Source organism: Microbacterium hibisci (genome assembly GCF_015278255.1).
GTDB lineage: Bacteria > Actinomycetota > Actinomycetes > Actinomycetales > Microbacteriaceae > Microbacterium > Microbacterium hibisci.
The window spans coordinates 40,200-56,625 of sequence record NZ_JADIJC010000004.1 but is presented as its reverse complement, the minus strand read 5'-3'; the positions used below and the strand labels follow the sequence as shown (position 1 = coordinate 56,625).

14 protein-coding genes are annotated in these 16,426 nt (G+C 70.3%); 10 read left to right on the top strand and 4 right to left on the bottom strand.

The genetic code is table 11. The annotated features are described in order from the left end of the window. Window positions 1–27: 27 nt before the first annotated feature. The 5 genes from IM770_RS08590 to IM770_RS08570 all read left to right on the top strand — a co-directional run bounded on the left by IM770_RS08590 (window position 28) and on the right by IM770_RS08570 (window position 5,608). On the top strand, window positions 28–1,029 hold the full coding sequence (locus tag IM770_RS08590) for a LacI family DNA-binding transcriptional regulator (protein ID WP_203580731.1): 1,002 nt from the start codon (window positions 28–30) through the stop codon (window positions 1,027–1,029). 94 nt (window positions 1,030–1,123) lie between these two features. Continuing rightward, on the top strand, window positions 1,124–2,110 hold the full coding sequence (locus IM770_RS08585; RefSeq protein WP_307785412.1) for a carbohydrate ABC transporter permease: 987 nt from the start codon (window positions 1,124–1,126) through the stop codon (window positions 2,108–2,110). Continuing rightward, window positions 2,107–2,991, top strand: coding sequence for a carbohydrate ABC transporter permease (locus IM770_RS08580; RefSeq protein ID WP_203580730.1), 885 nt, complete (start codon window positions 2,107–2,109; stop codon window positions 2,989–2,991). Before IM770_RS08585 ends, IM770_RS08580 begins: the two co-directional genes overlap by 4 nt. Before the next feature lie 75 nt (window positions 2,992–3,066). Then, window positions 3,067–4,329 (top strand): ABC transporter substrate-binding protein, encoded by a 1,263-nt coding sequence (locus IM770_RS08575; RefSeq protein ID WP_203580729.1) that lies wholly within the window; start codon window positions 3,067–3,069, stop codon window positions 4,327–4,329. 94 nt (window positions 4,330–4,423) lie between these two features. Further along, the gene (locus tag IM770_RS08570; protein WP_203580728.1) at window positions 4,424–5,608 is read left to right on the top strand and encodes an alpha/beta hydrolase; all 1,185 of its coding nucleotides are present in this window, start codon (window positions 4,424–4,426) and stop codon (window positions 5,606–5,608) included. Window positions 5,609–5,865: 257 nt separating this feature from the next. On the opposite strand, the gene IM770_RS08565 is transcribed toward IM770_RS08570, so the two are convergent. Beyond that, window positions 5,866–6,720 carry an alpha/beta hydrolase gene (locus IM770_RS08565; protein ID WP_203580727.1) on the bottom strand — a complete coding sequence of 285 codons (855 nt, stop codon included), beginning with the start codon at window positions 6,718–6,720 and terminating at the stop codon, window positions 5,866–5,868. Window positions 6,721–6,944: 224 nt separating this feature from the next. Here IM770_RS08565 and IM770_RS08560 point away from each other — a divergent pair, with 224 nt between their 5' ends. The 3 genes from IM770_RS08560 (at window position 6,945) to IM770_RS08550 (ending at window position 10,380) form a co-directional block, all read left to right on the top strand. Beyond that, a complete protein-coding gene (locus IM770_RS08560) occupies window positions 6,945–7,538 on the top strand; it encodes a TetR/AcrR family transcriptional regulator (protein ID WP_203580726.1) in 594 nt (197 codons plus the stop codon). A 211-nt stretch (window positions 7,539–7,749) separates the two neighbouring features. Beyond that, window positions 7,750–8,037, top strand: coding sequence for an HU family DNA-binding protein (locus IM770_RS08555; RefSeq protein ID WP_045301792.1), 288 nt, complete (start codon window positions 7,750–7,752; stop codon window positions 8,035–8,037). 312 nt (window positions 8,038–8,349) lie between these two features. Beyond that, window positions 8,350–10,380, top strand: coding sequence for a bifunctional copper resistance protein CopD/cytochrome c oxidase assembly protein (locus IM770_RS08550; protein ID WP_203580725.1), 2,031 nt, complete (start codon window positions 8,350–8,352; stop codon window positions 10,378–10,380). Between the two features lie 104 nt (window positions 10,381–10,484). Here IM770_RS08550 and IM770_RS08545 read toward each other — a convergent pair whose 3' ends face one another. The 3 genes from IM770_RS08545 to IM770_RS08535 all read right to left on the bottom strand — a co-directional run bounded on the left by IM770_RS08545 (window position 10,485) and on the right by IM770_RS08535 (window position 14,449). Further along, on the bottom strand, window positions 10,485–12,269 hold the full coding sequence (locus IM770_RS08545; RefSeq protein ID WP_203580724.1) for a SulP family inorganic anion transporter: 1,785 nt from the start codon (window positions 12,267–12,269) through the stop codon (window positions 10,485–10,487). Between the two features lie 109 nt (window positions 12,270–12,378). Then, window positions 12,379–13,530 (bottom strand): hypothetical protein, encoded by a 1,152-nt coding sequence (locus tag IM770_RS08540; protein WP_307785411.1) that lies wholly within the window; start codon window positions 13,528–13,530, stop codon window positions 12,379–12,381. An 85-nt stretch (window positions 13,531–13,615) separates the two neighbouring features. Continuing rightward, complete coding sequence (locus tag IM770_RS08535) at window positions 13,616–14,449, bottom strand: NAD(P)/FAD-dependent oxidoreductase (RefSeq protein WP_203580723.1); 834 nt, start codon at window positions 14,447–14,449, stop codon at window positions 13,616–13,618. Window positions 14,450–14,503: 54 nt separating this feature from the next. Between IM770_RS08535 and IM770_RS08530 the strand changes: the two genes are divergently transcribed. Further along, window positions 14,504–15,040 carry a helix-turn-helix domain-containing protein gene (locus IM770_RS08530; protein WP_203580722.1) on the top strand — a complete coding sequence of 179 codons (537 nt, stop codon included), beginning with the start codon at window positions 14,504–14,506 and terminating at the stop codon, window positions 15,038–15,040. A 9-nt stretch (window positions 15,041–15,049) separates the two neighbouring features. After that, entirely contained in the window at window positions 15,050–16,414 is a 1,365-nt protein-coding gene (locus tag IM770_RS08525) for an ATP-dependent DNA helicase (RefSeq protein WP_203580721.1), read from the top strand. Window positions 16,415–16,426 lie beyond the last annotated feature (12 nt).

The window sequence follows — 16,426 nt, the reverse complement described above, 5'->3', positions numbered from 1 at the left end:
CGGACGGTGCGCGGATAGAGTTCAGCAATGCCCACCCTGCACGACGTCGCCAAGGCTGCCGGCGTCTCGCCCATGACGGTGTCGAACGTGCTCAACCAGCACCCGCACGTGCGGGCGGAGACGCGTGAGCGGGTGCTCCGGGCGATCGACGAGCTCGGCTATCGCGTGAATGTCGCAGCCCGCAACCTGCGAGCCGGGCGCACCAACACGATCGGCTTCGCCGTGCCCGAGGTGGAGTCGCCGTACTTCGGTCAGCTCGCGTCGCGCATCATCGCGCGAGCGCACGACGCGGGCTACCGGGTCGCCATCGAACGCACGGGCGCGGACCGCGACAACGAGCTGTCGGCGATCACCTCGTCGCGCACGAGGATGTATGACGGGCTGATCCTGGAGGCGGTCGGCCTCGGCTCGGCGGACCGAGATCTGCTGCACACGGATGTCCCCATGGTGGTCCTCGGTGAGAGCGTGTTCGGCGCACCGGTCGACCACATCGCGCTCCCCAATGAGGAGGGCACTCACGCCGCGACGCTGCACCTGATCGACCGCGGCTGCCGCCGGATCGCGATGGTGCTCGGCGACGAGCTGCACCGGCTCAGCGTGACGTCGCTTCGGCACGCCGGCTACAGCCGGGCGCTCGCGGAGCGCGGGATCGCGACCGATCCGTCGTTGCTCGCCGTCACCCATGAGCTCACCGCAGAGGGCGGGCGCCTGGCGGCCCACCGGCTGGTGGATGCGGGCGCCGAGGTCGACGGCATCGTCTGCATCACCGACACGGTCGCCCTGGGCGTCATCCGCGGGCTCGCCGATCGCGGTCTCACCGTGCCGGGCGACGTTCGCGTGATCGGATTCGACGACCTGCTGGAGGGTCGTTACAGCGTTCCCAGCCTCTCCACCATCGACCCCGACGGCGACACCGTGGCGCAACTCGCCGTCGACCTCCTGCTCAAGCGCCTCGCCCCCGACCCGCACTGGGAGCCGCGCGACCACGTCACGAGCTTCCGCCTCGTCGAGCGCGAGTCGACCGCATGAGCCGCCGATGAAGATCCGTCCGCCGCTCTAGACCGCGTTGTAACGATACAGCTAGCATTCGAACCGCGAACCACACCTGATCGAAGGAGATCATGTGACAATCACCGAGGAAAGACCGCAGGCGGAGACGCGCGCGATCGTGACGGCGGGCCGGCGGATGTCGCGCTGGCTTCGTCAGCCCGTCGGCGGCCACGGCCCCGTCTACCGAGGCGACCGGATGCGCCTCAGCCTGTTCCTGGTGCCGATGATCATCGTCTTCATCGTGCTCTTCGCGATCCCGCTCGCGCAGTCGATCTGGTGGAGCTTCACGGATTTCGACGGGTACGGGTCGGACCCCCAGTTCGTCGGTCTCCGCAACTACGCCAACGTCTTCACCGACCCCTCGATGCTCGCGGGCCTGAGCTTCACGCTCCTGTTCACCGTCGCCACGACGATCATCATCACGGTGCTGGCGATCCCGCTCGCCGTCGTCCTCGACCGCGCGTTCTTCGGTCGCAACGCCGTCCGTGCGATCTTCTTCTTCCCCGCGATCCCCTCGGTGGCGATCCTGGGCCTGGTGTGGGGGTTCATCCTCAACCCGCTCGGCTCGGGCGCGCTCAACTCACTGCTGATGTCGGTCGCCGGGATCGGGCCGATCCCGTGGCTTTCGAACAGCACGCTCGCGCAGATCAGCGTGATCGCGGTCGCCGTGTGGACCAGCACGGGCTGGCACGCGATCCTCTACCTCGCGTACCTGCAGTCGATCCCCGGCGACTATTACGAGGTCGCTCGCATCGACGGCGCCTCGGGGCCGCAGCGCTTCTTCCACATCACACTGCCCCTCCTCCTGCCCGCGATGACGGTGAGCTGGCTGCTCCTCATGACCGGCGGGCTCAAGGTCTACGACCTGCCGATCACGCTGACCAAGGGCGGTCCCGGCTTCTCGACCTTCACCATCACCCAGACGATCATCCAGAACGGCGTGTCCCAGGCGAAGTACGGGCAGGCATCCGCGCTCGCGGTCATCTTCATGATCGCGGTCGGCGCGATCGTGGCTCTGCAGCTCTTCCTGTCCCGTCGCCTCGAGGGGAGGTTCTCATGAGCACGCGCGAGATCGCAGCGCCCCCGGCATCCGCTCCTTCCGTCACCGCTCCGCGACGCCGGCAACGGGTGCTGTCACGCCCGGGCGCGATCCTGACGAGCCTCATCATGATCCCGCTGGCGGTGCTGGTGGGGCTGCCGTTCTACTACCTCGTGGTCAACACGCTGAAGACGCAGGCCGAGACCACGGCGTCGCCGCTCGCGCTGCCGAGCACCTTCAACCTGGACAACTACATCGAGGTGTTCACCGAGGTTCCGGTCGCGCAGGCGTTCGTCAACACGCTGTATGTGACGGTCGCCTCGATCCTGCTGATGCTGCTGGTCGGGTCGATGGCGGCGTTCTCCGTCATCATGCGCACGTCGCGGCTCATGGTCGTGCTGCTGGTCATCGCGTTCCTCGTGCCCGGGCAGGTCACCCTCATCCCCCTGTACCGGCTCTTGAGCGACGCCCGCCTCGTCGACACGCTCGAGGGGCTGATCATCCTGTACTCTGCCGGCGCCGTGTTCTGCTACTTCCTCATCGTCGGTTACATGCGCACGCTCCCCGGCGAGGTCATCGAGGCGGCCCGCATCGACGGCGCCGGCCCGTGGCAGATCTACTGGCGCATCGCGCTGCCGTTGATCCGGCCGATCCTCGTGACGGTGGGCGTCTTCCAGACCATGTGGGTGTGGAACGACTTCCTGCTCCCGGTCGTCTTCATCAGCTCGACCGAGAAGCAGACCCTCGTGCTGCAGACCTACAAGGCGGTGGGCGAGTTCTCGACCGACTGGCCGATGTTCCTGACGCTCTCGGTCATCGTCCTGATCCCGATGGTGATCTTCTTCATCGCGATGCAGCGCCACATCGTGCGCGGCCTCATCGCCGGAAGCGTCAAGGGCTGAGATGCACCGCTCCGCGCAGCGGTCACCGCGGGCGACCCGCGACCTGTAACGATCCAACAACCGAAAGGCACGGCAATGACGCACACCTTCCCCGCCCCTCGCACCGCGCTCCGGCTTCTCGCCGGCGGCGCGGCCCTCGCCACCGTGGTCGCCCTGGCCGGGTGCTCGGGTGAACCGGCCGACGACCGCACCGTCGTCAGCTTCTTCTCGTGGTCCAACGAAGAGACGATGACGCCGGTGATCGAGGCCTTCGAAGAGGAGAACCCCGAGATCCGCATCGAGTTCTCGTCGGCGCCTCCCGTCGCCGAGTACATCTCGACGCTGCAGAACCGTCTCGGCTCGAACACGGCGGCCGACGTGTTCGTCATCGCCGCCGAGAACAAGACGAACCTCATCGAGGGCGGATTCGTCGAGGATCTCAGCGACGAGCCGTTCATGGACGTCGCCTCCGAATTCAACACCGCCACCTACGCCGGTCCCGACGGCGAGGCCTACGGCCTGTCGCTGTCGTCGTGGGCGTCGGGGATCATGTACAACCAGGACCTGCTCGCCGAGCACGGGTTCGACGAGTTCCCGACCGAGTGGGACGACTTCGTCGACATGCTCGCGACGCTGAAGGACGCCGGCGTCGTGCCGTTCCTGGAGTCGTGGCAGGGCTTCCCCACCTCGCTGGGATCCGCCGTGGGGCTCGCCAACTTCCAGCAGGGCGGCGACGTCGACGCGCAGATCTTCGCGGGCGAGTCGACGTTCGAAGACCTCTGGACCCCGCCGCTCACCCCGTGGGACGAGCTTCTCCAGCAGGGGCTGCTGAGCCCCGACATGGTGGGCCTCACCGGCGAGCAGGTGCGCGACGAATTCGTCGGCGGCCGGGTCGCGATGATCACGACGGGCCCGTGGGACGTCGGCACGATCCGCGAGGCCAACCCCGATCTGAACTTCACCTTCGCGGGCGTGCCGCAAGAGGGCGGGGAGCCCTTCTTCACCGGCGCCGCATCGCCGGGGTACGCGATCAACACGGCGGCGAAGGAGCCCGAGGCCGCCAAGACCTTCCTCGAATTCCTCGCCAGTGAAGACGGCGTGCGGATCTTCCAGGAGCAGACGAACGACATGACGACGACGTCCAACTACACCCCGACGATCGACGAGTCGCTCGAGGTGCCGTTCCAGGCGCTGCTCGACGGCAAGTTCTACCTGCCGATGATCTCGTGGCCGAACTACCAGGACGCCCTGTACACGGAGCTCGTCGCCCAGATCCAGCTGATGGCGCAGGGCCAGGCCACTCCGGCCGACGTCGGGGCCGCCCTCGACGCGAAGCTCGCGCAGGAGTCCGGCGAGTAGGCCGGGCGTGCGACGGCCCGGAGTTCCACGGAACTCCGGGCCGTCGCTTTGTCAACCGCCGTGCGGGCCGCGCCGCTCGCGCGAGGATGGGACCATGCGGCTGGATCCGTTCTTCGACGAGCGCCTCAGAGTGCACCGCAAGCACCTGTTCGACAAGGCCACCGGCGCGATGCGCACACGGCTGGCGGCGCTGTGGCCGTTCCCGCGCGTCGCGGCGCCGACCGCCGCCGCTGAGGCGAGCGCGGCGTCGGCCCCCGGGGCGCGCGCGTCGTCGGCGGGCGCGGCACGCGCGTCCGCTGCCGCGACGGGTGCGTCGTCCGCCACCGGGACTGCGGCGCCGGCAGCCGCGAAGAAGCCCGCCCGCCCGGCCGTCGGTCCGCGCGCGCAGGCCCGCGCGCGCAAGCGCCGCGCCGCTCTCGCGTGGGACCGCACCGAGCTGCGCACGGTCGGGGTGGCCGGCCCCGAGGTGCGCATCGCCGAGCACCGCGTGGAGGTGCCCGGTCGTCCCGCCGTCCGCGTGCGGATCTACTTCCCGCCCGAGGCGGACGACACCCCCGTGCCCGCCGCACTCGCGTTCTACGGCGGAGCGTTCCGCATCGGCGGCATCGACTATCCGACGACGGATGCCGCCTTCCGCCGCCGAGCCGTCGACGCCGGGGTCGCCATCGCCGCCGTGGACTACGCGCTGGCGCCCGAGCACCAGTACCCTGTCCCGGTCGAGCAGGGCTACGCGGCCCTGCGGTGGCTGTTCGCCGAGGCCGGGGACCTCGGCATCGACCCTGCGCGCATCGGGGTGCTCGGCACCTCGGCCGGGGGCAACATCGCGGCCGCGGTGGCGCTCATGAACCGCGACCAGGGTGGGCCGGATCTCCGCCTGCAGCTGCTCGAGGTTCCCGTGGTCGACCTCACGGGGGCGCACCTCGACCTGGCGGCCACGCGGGCCCTCGGCATCCCTCGATTCATCGCAGTACGCGAGCTGCGCTCGGTGGCCCGCACCTATCTGCCCGCGGCGGCCGCGGCACGAGAGCCGTACGCGTCGCCCCTGCGGTCCGCCTCTCTCGCCGGGCTGCCGCCGACGGTGATCCTCACCGCCGAGTACGATCCGCTGCGCGGGGACGGCGATGCGTACGGGGCCGCGCTGCGCGCCGCCGGCGTCGACGCGAGCGTCGTCCGCTATCAGGGCGTGACGCACGACACCTCGATCTTCCTGGCCGTCCTGCCCGCCGCCCGCCGGTGGCACGACGACATCGTCGCCGCACTCCGCCGCCTGCACTCCTGACCGACGCCGACCCCGGCCGGGAATCTCGCGGTGCCGATCTGACCTCAGCCGGCGCGGCGTCACGCAGCGCCGTGAGCCTCGCGCTGCACCGGGGGTCGCGCGCGGACATGCGAAGGGCCCGGGGTTCCGGAGAACCTCGGGCCCGGGCATCCCACCGCGGACACCGATCGAGACACCACTCGACCGTCGAGGCACCAGGCGGGCTGGTGGATCGACGGCGGAGTGGTTCCCCGTCGGCGCCGGGGCGGGGCATCCGTCTACTTCGCCGCCTCCGTCTCGGGAGCCTCTTCGGTCTCGCGCACCTGGTGCGTGGTGGCCCATTCGAGCGCGTAGTCGGCGATCTCCTCCCAGCCGTCCTGGCTCACCAGTCGGTGGGTGCGGCCGGCGTACTCCTTGTACTCGACGATCGCGGGGCTGCCGGACTTCTGATACTTCTTCACGATCGCCTTGCCGATGGCCGGCGGCACCACGTGATCGATGTCGCCCGTGATGATGAGGAGCGGGGCCCGGTCGGTGCGGCCGTAGTCGACGTGCGTGACGCCGCCCTTCTCGTTCAGCACCGACGAGACGCCCTCGAAGAAGACCTTGTTGTAGGAGTTGACCGCGTACTCCTCCCAGAGCTTGTCGGACTCCTCGCGCGGCAGGTCGTTGCCGAAGGTGAAGTGGAAGTGGCGCTTGCTGAGGGGCTTGGCGCCGTTGATGCCGAACGGGTTGGACAGGATCGGGGTGCCGGTCCAGAGCGTCGAGAGCGGGAGGCTCGTCACGCCGGCGGTCTGGCCGGGGGCGACGCCGACGTACGCGACTCCGAGACCCCGGTCGGCGAGCATCTGGGTGAGGACTCCCCCGAAGGAGTGGCCGATGATGATCGGCTTCTCGGGCAGCTGGCGGATGATGCGCTCGTAGTTGTCGGCGATCTGCTTCAGGCCGATGCCCTTCAGCGGCTCGGGGTTGTTGCGGATGTCTTCGACGGCGCGGTCGTCGATGCCGGGCCAGCCGGGGACGATGACCTGGTGGCCGGCGGCGCGGAAGCGGTCGGCCCAGGTGTCCCAGCTCTTGGGGGTCATCCAGAGGCCGTGGATGAGGACGATGGGGGTCTTGGTCGTGGTGTTCATTTCCTGCTCCTTGTGTGCGGTGCTGCGGTGGGCTATCTGTGGGTCTCAGGTCCGGAGCTGGTGTGTTCCGGCTGATGTATCCTGATGGTAGACCGAACGTTCTATCTACACAAGACTATTCCCAGAAAATCTCAGAAAAGATTCTGAGCAGAGTTCGCGTCACGGTTCCCCGGCCCGGTCAGGGCCGGAAACGATGGCACGATGGAGGGAATGGAGGGGGATCCATGAGCACCACCAGCGCCGCGACAGCCGCGGCATCCCGCCCGGCTTCCGCCCGTCAGCGACTGCTGCAGGCGGCCACCGACCTCTTCTACAACGAGGGCATCCACTCGGTGGGCGTGGACCGGATCATCGAGGAGGCGGGCGTCACCCGCGCCACGATGTACAAGCAGTTCGCGGGCAAGGAGGGGCTCGTCCTGGCGTATCTCGAGGGCGAGGACGAGGGCCTCCGCACCCTCTTCGCCCAGGCCGCAGAAGCATCGGACGATCCCGCCGTGCTCCTCGACCTCGTCGTCGGCGGGATCGAGCAGGACATCCGCGACCGGCACACGCGAGGGTGCCCGTTCATCAACGCCGCCGCGGAGTACCCCGATGAGGGACCCGTCCGCGAGCTCATCGCCGATCACCGCCAATGGTTCCGCGAGACCCTCCGGCGGCTGGCCGCTGGTGCCGGGCTGCGTGACCCGGAAGGGGTCGCGGCATCCCTCGTCCTGCTCCGCGACGCGGCGCTCGTCGGCGGGTATCTCGACGGCCACGACCGCGTGGGCCCCGCGTTCGCCCGCACCGCCCGCGACCTCATCGCGTCGCACAAGGCCTGAACGCTGTGGGCGTAATCGCGGCTCACGAGTCACATCTGTCACTCTTTTCACACGACACGCGGTCGTAATCGGCGGAAATCCGCAGAAATACGCGGTTCTGGCGGTCAATTCGGGTACATTCGGTCCCGGTCGACAGGACCAGCCGGGGGGCGAAGCCATCCGGTCCGAGCAATGACAAGACGGCACTCGTCGTCTTTGGAGGACATACCAAATGGCCGACAAGACCATCACCAAGACCGAGCTCGTCGCGAGCATCGCGAGCGCGACCGGCCAGAGCCAGTCCGCCGTCTCGGGCGTGCTCGACTCCCTCTTCTCCACCGTCTCCGACGCGGTCGCAGCCGGCAGCAAGGTTTCGATCCCGGGCTGGATCGCTTTCGAGCAGGTCGCCACGTCGGCCCGCACCGGCCGCAACCCGCAGACCGGCGAGGAGATCAAGATCCCCGCGGGCAAGCGCGTCAAGGTCACCGCGGGCTCGAAGCTGAAGGCCGCCGTCAAGTAATCCAGACGAGACCTCTGGAGAGGGGATGCCGCGACCCGCGGCATCCCCTCTCTCGTTCTGTGCGCCGCCCGAAAGCCTCTCCCTTGCCGCGGACCCTGGCCCGGTCCCTGTTCCTGTTCTCCCCGCGAGAATCCATCTGCAGGACGAGACCCTGGGTGTTGACCGCGGTCTCGTCGTCCAGATGGATTCTCGCGGCAAGGGACCGGAGCCGGGCGGGACCGGAGCCGGGCGGGACCGGGGCCGGGGCCGGGCGGGACCGGGGCCGGGCGCGGGCGGACGAGGCGCACAGGCGGCGCGACGTAGGCTGGACGGGTGAACTCCCGCGCGCTGCGGGCCGCCGGGCCCGCGCTCCTCGTTGTGGCCGCGCTGGCGGTCATGGTGTGGGCGCTCGCGTTCGGCGGCGGCGCGGACCCGCTCGCGATCGCCGACCCCGGCCCGTTCGTGCGCTGGGGCCTGCCGACCGCGAAGCTCTTCGTCAACCTCGCGGCCGCCGGCATGGTGGGCGTGCTCGTGACCGCCCTGTTCGCCCTCCGGGCCGGGGAGCGCGAGTTCGACATCGCGCTGGACACTGCGTCGATCTCAGCCGCCGTCTTCACGATGGCCGCGGCCGCCACCGGGTTCCTCACGTTCATCGATGCGTTCAACCCGGTGCTCAGCTTCGGGCCCGAGTTCGGAGCCCAGCTGGGCCGCTACATCGTCGAGACGGAGGTGGGCCGCACGTGGCTCATCACCACGATCGCCGGTGCCGCGCTCACCGTGCTGACCTTCGCCGTGCGCTCGTGGACCGCGACCCTCTTCGTCGCGCTGCTGGCCGCGGCATCCCTCGTCCCGATGGGCACGCAGGGCCACTCCGGCGAGGAGGCGTTCCATCACGAGGCGATGACCGCGCTCATCCTGCACATCCTCGCCGCCGCGGTGTGGCTCGGCGGGCTGCTCCTGATCGTCATCGTGCGGCCGCTGCAGTCCCGCGACGACAGCGCCGTCACCGTCGCACGGTATTCGAGCATCGCGCTCGCCGCGTTCGCGGTGGTGGCCGTGTCGGGTACGGTGCGCGCCGCGATCGGCCTGCAGGAATGGTCGGCGCTCATCTCGCCGTACGGCGCGATCCTCGGGCTGAAGATCGTGGCGCTGGTCGCACTCGGCCTCTTCGGAGCCTGGTACCGCTCGCGCCTCATCGGGCGCATGCGGACGTCGGATGATGGCGATGGACGACCGCGGACGACGTCCGCCGTCGCACTCGAGCCGGCGACCGCCACCCGCGCGTTCTGGAGCCTCGTCGTCTTCGAGCTCGTGCTGATGGGCGTCGCGAGCGGTGCCGCGGCGGCGCTCGCACGCACGCCTCCGCCGGTGGCGCCTCTCATCCCGCAGACGCCCACGCCCGCGGAGCGTCTGACCGGCGCGCCCTTGCCGCCCGAGCTCACGCTCGAGCGCTGGGTCACGGCCTGGAACGTCGACCTGCTGTGGGCGACCGTCGCCGGCTTCGCGATCTTCTTCTACCTCTCCGGCGTGTGGCGCCTGCGGCGACGCGGCGACGCCTGGCCGGTCTACCGGACCATCGTGTGGGTCGCCGGCTGGCTGCTGCTGGTGTGGGTCACCGGCGGTGTCATCAACGTCTACCAGGACTACCTGTTCAGCATGCACATGGTCGGGCACATGCTGCTGACCATGGCGATTCCGCTGCTGCTGGTCGCGGGCGCCCCGGTCACTCTCGCCGCGCGCGGCATACGCAAGCGCGAAGACGGCACTCGCGGCGGTCGCGAGTGGATCCTGTGGGCCGTCCACTCCCCGGTCGCGCGGGTGCTGACCAACCCGTTCGTCGCGGCGGGCCTCTTCATCGGCTCGCTGTGGGTCTTCTACTACACGGACCTCTTCCGGTGGTCGCTGTACGACCACCTCGGTCACGAGTGGATGATCGCCCACTTCCTCATCACGGGCTATCTCTTCGTGCTCACGCTGATCGGCATCGATCCGGTGCCGTACCGGCTGCCGTATCCCGGGCGCCTGCTGCTCCTGATCGGCATCATGGCGATGCACGCCTTCTTCGGCATCGCGATCATGATGCAGGAGGGCCTCATGGTCGCGGAGTGGTTCGGCTCCATGGGACGCACGTGGGGTGAGACGCCGCTCGAAGACCAGTACACCGGCGGCGGCATCGCGTGGTCGATCGGCGAGATCCCCACGCTGATCCTCGCGATCACGGTCGCGATCCAGTGGAGCCGCAGCGACGACCGCGAGACGAAGCGCCGCGATCGTCACGCGGATCGGACGGGGGATGCCGAGCTCGAGGCCTACAACGCGCGCCTCGCGGAGCTCGCCGAGCGCGACGCCCGCACCCGCGGCTGAGAGGACGCCGGCCGTACCGCGGTCGGAGCCGTCGGCGTATCGCCCGCGGATCTCCTCGGATCGGCGGCGAGCAACTCCTCTCGGATCGCGCAGATCTCCTCGGATCAGCTGCGATGCGGCGTCGGCTCGTCGCCCGTCGCGCCGGAATCCGGGGCGGAGTCCGGGGCCGCGGCATCCCATCTCGTGCCGCTGAGGTCGCTCCGCAGCGTGCCGGTGAGCTCGTCGACGGCGGCTCCCACGGTCGGCGCGAAGCGGTCGGGCGTGAACCGGCTCGTGAGCCCGTAGCGGACGAGCGTGTCGACGACCGGTGACTTCATCTCGGCGATGATGAGACGGATGCCGCGGGCACGGAGGAACTCGTCGAGCTCGATCAGCTCGTCGGCCGCGGTGGTGTCGATGTCGGTGATGGGCTCGGCGGCGAGGATCACCGTCCGCACGTCGGCGCCGGCCGCGCGCACGCGAGAACGGACCCAGTCGTCGAAGATGGCGCCGTTCGCGAAGAACAGCGGAGCGTCGAAGCGGACGATGACGATTCCGGGCACGCGCTCGCCCTCGGGGTTGCGGGCGAGGTCGTGGTAGCCGCGGAGACCCTCGACGCGACCGAGCTCGGCCCGGTACGGCCGCCAGGAGCGGTTGACGAAGGCCACGAAAGACAGCCCGATCGTGATGACGATCCCCTCGAGCACGCCGAACACGAGGACGCCGAGGAAGGCGGCCGCCGACAGGAGGGCGTCCACGATGTTGACGCGCACCAGCCGCACGACTCCGCGCACGTCGATCAGTCCGATCGCCGCACTCGTCACGACGGCGGCCAGCGTCGCCGAGGGGAGGAAGTCGGTGAGGCCGGGAAGCGCGAGGATGAACACCACCAGCAGCACGGCGCCGACGACACCGGTGAGCTGCGTGCGGGCACCCGCCTGATCGGCGACCGGCGTGCGGGAGGACGACCCCGACACCGGGAACCCGCCGAGCGCACCGCCCGCGACGTTCGCGATGCCGAGACCCGCCATCTCCTGGCTGCCGTTCACGCTCTCGCCGCGGCGGGCGGCGAACGTGCGCGACAGCACCGCGGTGTCGGCGAACGCGATGAGCGCGATGCCCGCAGCGGGGAGCGCCAGGGCGGCGACATCCGCCCACTCCAGACCGCCGAGCGCGGGGGCGGGCAGTCCTTGAGGGAGGGCGCCGACGACGGGGAGACGTTCCGAGAAGCCGAGCACCGCGACGAGCACCATCGACAGGACCACGACGACGAGCACGCCCGGAACGCGGAACTTCACCGCCTTCAGCGCGAAGATCACGATGAGGGAGCCGACGCCGAACGCGGCCGCGAGCGGGTCGACGGAGCCGGCCAGGATCTCGTCGACGATCGCCACGGCGCCGCCCCACAGCGACGAGGCGTCGACCGAGAAGCCGAGCAGCTTCGGCAGCTGCGACACGATGACGATGACCGCGATCGCGTTGAGGTACCCCACGCGGATGGGCTTGGAGAGCAGGTCGGTCACGAACCCGAGGCGCACGAGGCCGGCGAGGATCAGCAGCGCTCCGACCATGATGGCCAGGAGCCCCGCGAGGGCGACCGCGCGCGACTGGTCGCCGAGGGCGAGCGGCAGGATCGCCGCGGCGATGATGGGCGCGAGCGACGAGTCCGGCCCGAGCACGAGCACCCGCGACGGCCCGAAGATCGCGTAGGCGAGCAGCGGCACGATCGTCGCGTACAGGCCGGTCACGGGCGGCAGCCCGGCGACCTCGGCGTACCCCATTCCCGCCGGGATGAGGAGGGCGGTCACCACGATCCCCGCCCGCACGTCGGGCCACAGCCACGCGCGGCGGTAGTCCCGCACGGTCGCGACCGCCGGGATCCAGCGTGCGATGCCCGTGATCGTCGTCATCGTGCCCCCGGCACCATCTTGGCGGACCCGTGCGCGCCGCGCTCGCCGATTCCGGCGAGGCCGCCGTCCGTGCGGCGTCGTTGCGCACGGTGCCGCGGCGTTCGTGCGCTCAGTTGGTGTCGGGGCCGGTGACCACGATCGTGGCGGTGCCGTCGGGGCGGATCGCGATGGTGCCCTTGACGACGAACGGCACATCCTCGCTGACGGAGCGCACGCGGCCGTCGAAGAGGGAGCGGATGTCGACCTCGATGTGCGCGACGGCCTCCGTGGGGAGGATCGACCAGCCGGCGCCGTCGGCCTCGACCGACACGGTGGGCTGCTGCACGATCGACCACTTCGGGAGCGAGTCGATGCGATCCTGCACGAAGTAGCCGAACGGGCAGGCGGTGGGCTGCAGCACCTCCTGCGTCGCGCACGAGGTGAGGAACTCCTCCACCTTCTCCTGCACGACGCTGAGGAAGTTCTCGGTCGGCTGGGCCTGCACGTTCACCGGGATCGCGCGGAAGGGGCTGTCGGAGAGCACGGCCACCCCCGGGGTGGCGGAGATCGCCGTGTCGACCGACACGGAGTAGAGGCCGGGCGAGAAGACCAGCAGCGACACCGGGGCGGCGGGGTCGGCATCCGCCCCTTCCGGCGATACCTGCCGCTTGTCAATCTCGAAGCCGTTCACGTCGAAGACCATCGAGCCGGTGACGCCGAGGTTCATGACCGCCAGCGGGCTCTTGGCGAAGCGCCAGGTCGGGGCGAGCCCGATCGAGCCGTTGCGCTCGACCGTGAACGTGGTCTGTCCCTCGTAGCCGCGGGCCTCGTAGGCGACCGTGACGCGGGTGAGGTCGCCGTCCTGCTCGTGCGAGACCACGCGCACGTCGCTGATCGGTGCCAGCGCGGCGCTGCGCAGGAGCGCGTCGGAGGCGGTCGGCGGGAGCCCCGCAGCCTCGAGCTCGGCCGAGCTCACGGCGACACCCGGGAGCGCGAGCGCGTCGGCCGCGCGGCCCTCGGCGAGCAGGTCGCCGTAGCGCTCGACGAACGCGGACGGACTGTAGAAGTGACGCTCGATCGCACCCCAGGCGGCGAACACCGCGGCGACCAGCAGGGCGCCCACGATGCCGAGCAGCGTGAGGTCGAGCGCGAGGCCGGGGCGCTTGCGAGGCGGCTGGATCAGCTGCGTCGGGGCGGGTGCGGAGGCGTTCTGCGGGGTCGCCACGGTGGCCGGCGGCGCGCTCGCGCGACCGGACGCCGTGTCAACAGCCCCCTGGTCCACCCGCCCAGTCTAGGAAAGGGTGCCCGGGAGGCCCCTGTGGACGCAACCGTGCGACACGCGGCGGGCGTCTGACGCGGGCGGCGGCTCAGGCCATGATGTCGTCGCGCACGGCGCTCGCACCGGCGAGCTGGCCGGAGGCGATGGCGGCCGCCAGCGACACCATCGGTCCCGGCAGGGCGGCGAGGTGCGCCATGTCGCCGCCCGCGTACACACCCGGAGTCGTCGTGCGCCCGAGCGGGTCGATCTCGACGCCGCCGCCGGGAAGGATGCCGCAGCCGAGCTGCTCGGCGAACGGTGCGCGCTGCGTCGCGGTCGCGGCCGTGAAGACGCCGGCGACCCGCTCCACGCTCCCGTCGGCGAGGCGGAGTTCGAGCGCGCCGTCGACCTCGGCGACCTCCGCCACGTCGGCGGGACTCGCCAGGAAGGCGGACGCGACCACGGGGCGCAGCATCCGTTCGATCATCCCGGCGTGCTCGCCCTCGATGACGATGCCGACGCGCTGCCCGGCGAATTCGTGCCCGTGGCAGAACGGGCACTGCGCGACGCGGCGGCCCCACTGCTCCGCGAGGCCGGGGACGGCGGGCAGCTCGTCGCGCATGCCGGTGGCGAGCACCAGCCGGCGCGCGTGCGCGACGCCGTCGGCGGTGGTCACCGCGAAGTCGCCGAGCGACCCGCCGACTGCGGTGACCGCCGTCGTGCGCACCTCGACGGTCGCGTAGGCAGCGAGCTCGGCGCGGGCGATGCGGCGCAGCTCGGCGGGGTCGCGGCCGTCATTGGTGAGGAGGTTGTGGGCGTGCTCGACCGTCGCGTTGCGGTACTCGCCGGAGTCGAGCAGCAGCACGGTGCGGTGCATGCGGCCGATGGTCAGCGCGGCCTGCAGGCCCGCGGGGCCGCCGCCGATCACGATGACGTCGTACATGGGTGATCCTCTCGTCGGGTTGCGTCGGAATCGATCCTGTGACTTCATGTCGACATGAAGTCAAGTCTGCCGATCGGCGACGCGGCGGCGAGGTTCTCGCTGCCCACGCACGTGCTGCGGCACTGGGAGGACACGGGTCTGCTCCGGCCGGCCCGCGACGGGGGCGGTCGGCGCCGCTACGGCGACGACGACCTGGTGCGGATCGGCGTGATCGTCCGCAGCAAGAACGCCGGTATGAGCCTCGAGCAGATCGCGGTGCTCCTCGACGAGCAGGCGCCCGAGCGGCATCGCGTGCTGGAGGAGCACCTCGCCGATCTCGAGCGCCGCATGGCCGACATGGAGCGCTCGCGTCTCATGACCGAGCACGCGCTGCGCTGTCGGGCCCACGACATCACGACATGTCCGCGGTTCCGCGCGATCATGGACGAGGTGGTGGCGGGCACCGGGCGGTGGCGCGAGGCGGAGCCGCCCGCCGACGGAGGACCGTGGGCCGGCGCGAGCGATCGGGCGGCCGGCGCCGGCCCTGTGGACAGCGGGGCGGTGTCCACCGATCACGGCGCGCACGGCCGGGGCGCGGCATCCGCTCGTTAACATGAGTCGGTGAACACTCCGCCTCTGTCTACCGAGCAGGAGGCGCTGTTCCGGCTCATCGAAGACACCCGCGAGCATGTGTTCGTGACCGGCCGGGCCGGCACCGGCAAGTCGACGCTGCTGCAGCATCTCGCCTGGAACACGAGCAAGCAGATCGCGGTCTGCGCGCCGACGGGCGTCGCGGCGCTGAACGTCGAGGGCCAGACGATCCACTCGCTCTTCAAGCTGCCCCTCGGGATCATCGGCGCGCACGACGAGGACCAGTCCGACGCGACCCGCAAGCTGCTGAACGCGATCGACACCCTCGTCATCGACGAGATCTCGATGGTCAACGCCGACCTCATGGACGCGATCGACCGCTCGCTGCGCAAAGCCCGCGGGCGCCGTGCCGAGCCGTTCGGCGGCTGTCAGATCGTGATGTTCGGCGATCCGTACCAGCTCGCGCCGGTGCCGCCCCGCGGCGACGAACTGCGGTACGTGCGCGACCACTACCGCTCGTTCTGGTTCTTCGACGCGAAGGTGTGGGTGGGCGAGGCCGCCGGCGACGGCATCCTCGACGTCGGGTCGTACGGCGCCGACCTCAACATCCGCGAGCTCATCGACATCCATCGCCAGTCCGACCCGGCGTTCAAGGCGATGCTCAACGCGGTGCGATACGGGCGCGTCACCGCCGACATCGCCGAGGTGCTCAACACGACGGGTGCGCGCACTCCCCCGGATCCCCTCGACGGCGAGCACCCGATCATCACGCTGGCGACCCGCAACGACATCGTCAACAACATCAACCGCCGGCACCTGAGCGAGCTGGTGGGGCGGGAGCAGACGGCGACCGCGGAGGTCAACGGCGACTTCGGACGGGGGGATGCCGCGTACCCGGCCGATCTCGAGCTGAAGCTGAAGGTGGGTGCGCAGGTGATGTTCCTGCGCAACGACACCGCGTCGTTCGGCGAGCCGCCGCGCTGGGTCAACGGCACGATCGGCACGGTCACCCGCATCGCCGGCGAGACGGTGCGGGTCGACGTCGAGGGCGAGGAGTTCGACGTCGAGCCCTCGGTGTGGGAGAAGTACCGCTACTCGTACAACCCCGGCTCGAAGACGCTGTCGCGCGACATCGTCGCCGAGTTCACGCAGTTCCCGCTGCGGCTCGCCTGGGCCGTCACCATCCACAAGTCGCAGGGCAAGACCTACGACCGCGCGATCATCGACCTCGGCTCGGGCGCCTTCGCGCCGGGGCAGACGTATGTCGCGCTGTCACGACTCACGTCGCTCGACGGGCTCTACCTGTCGCGCCCGCTCCGCCCGCGCGACATCCAGGTCGACCCCGATGTGCAGCGGTTCATGCGGTCCGCCGTCCGCGGGACGCCGGTCGCCTGAGGCGCTTCGACG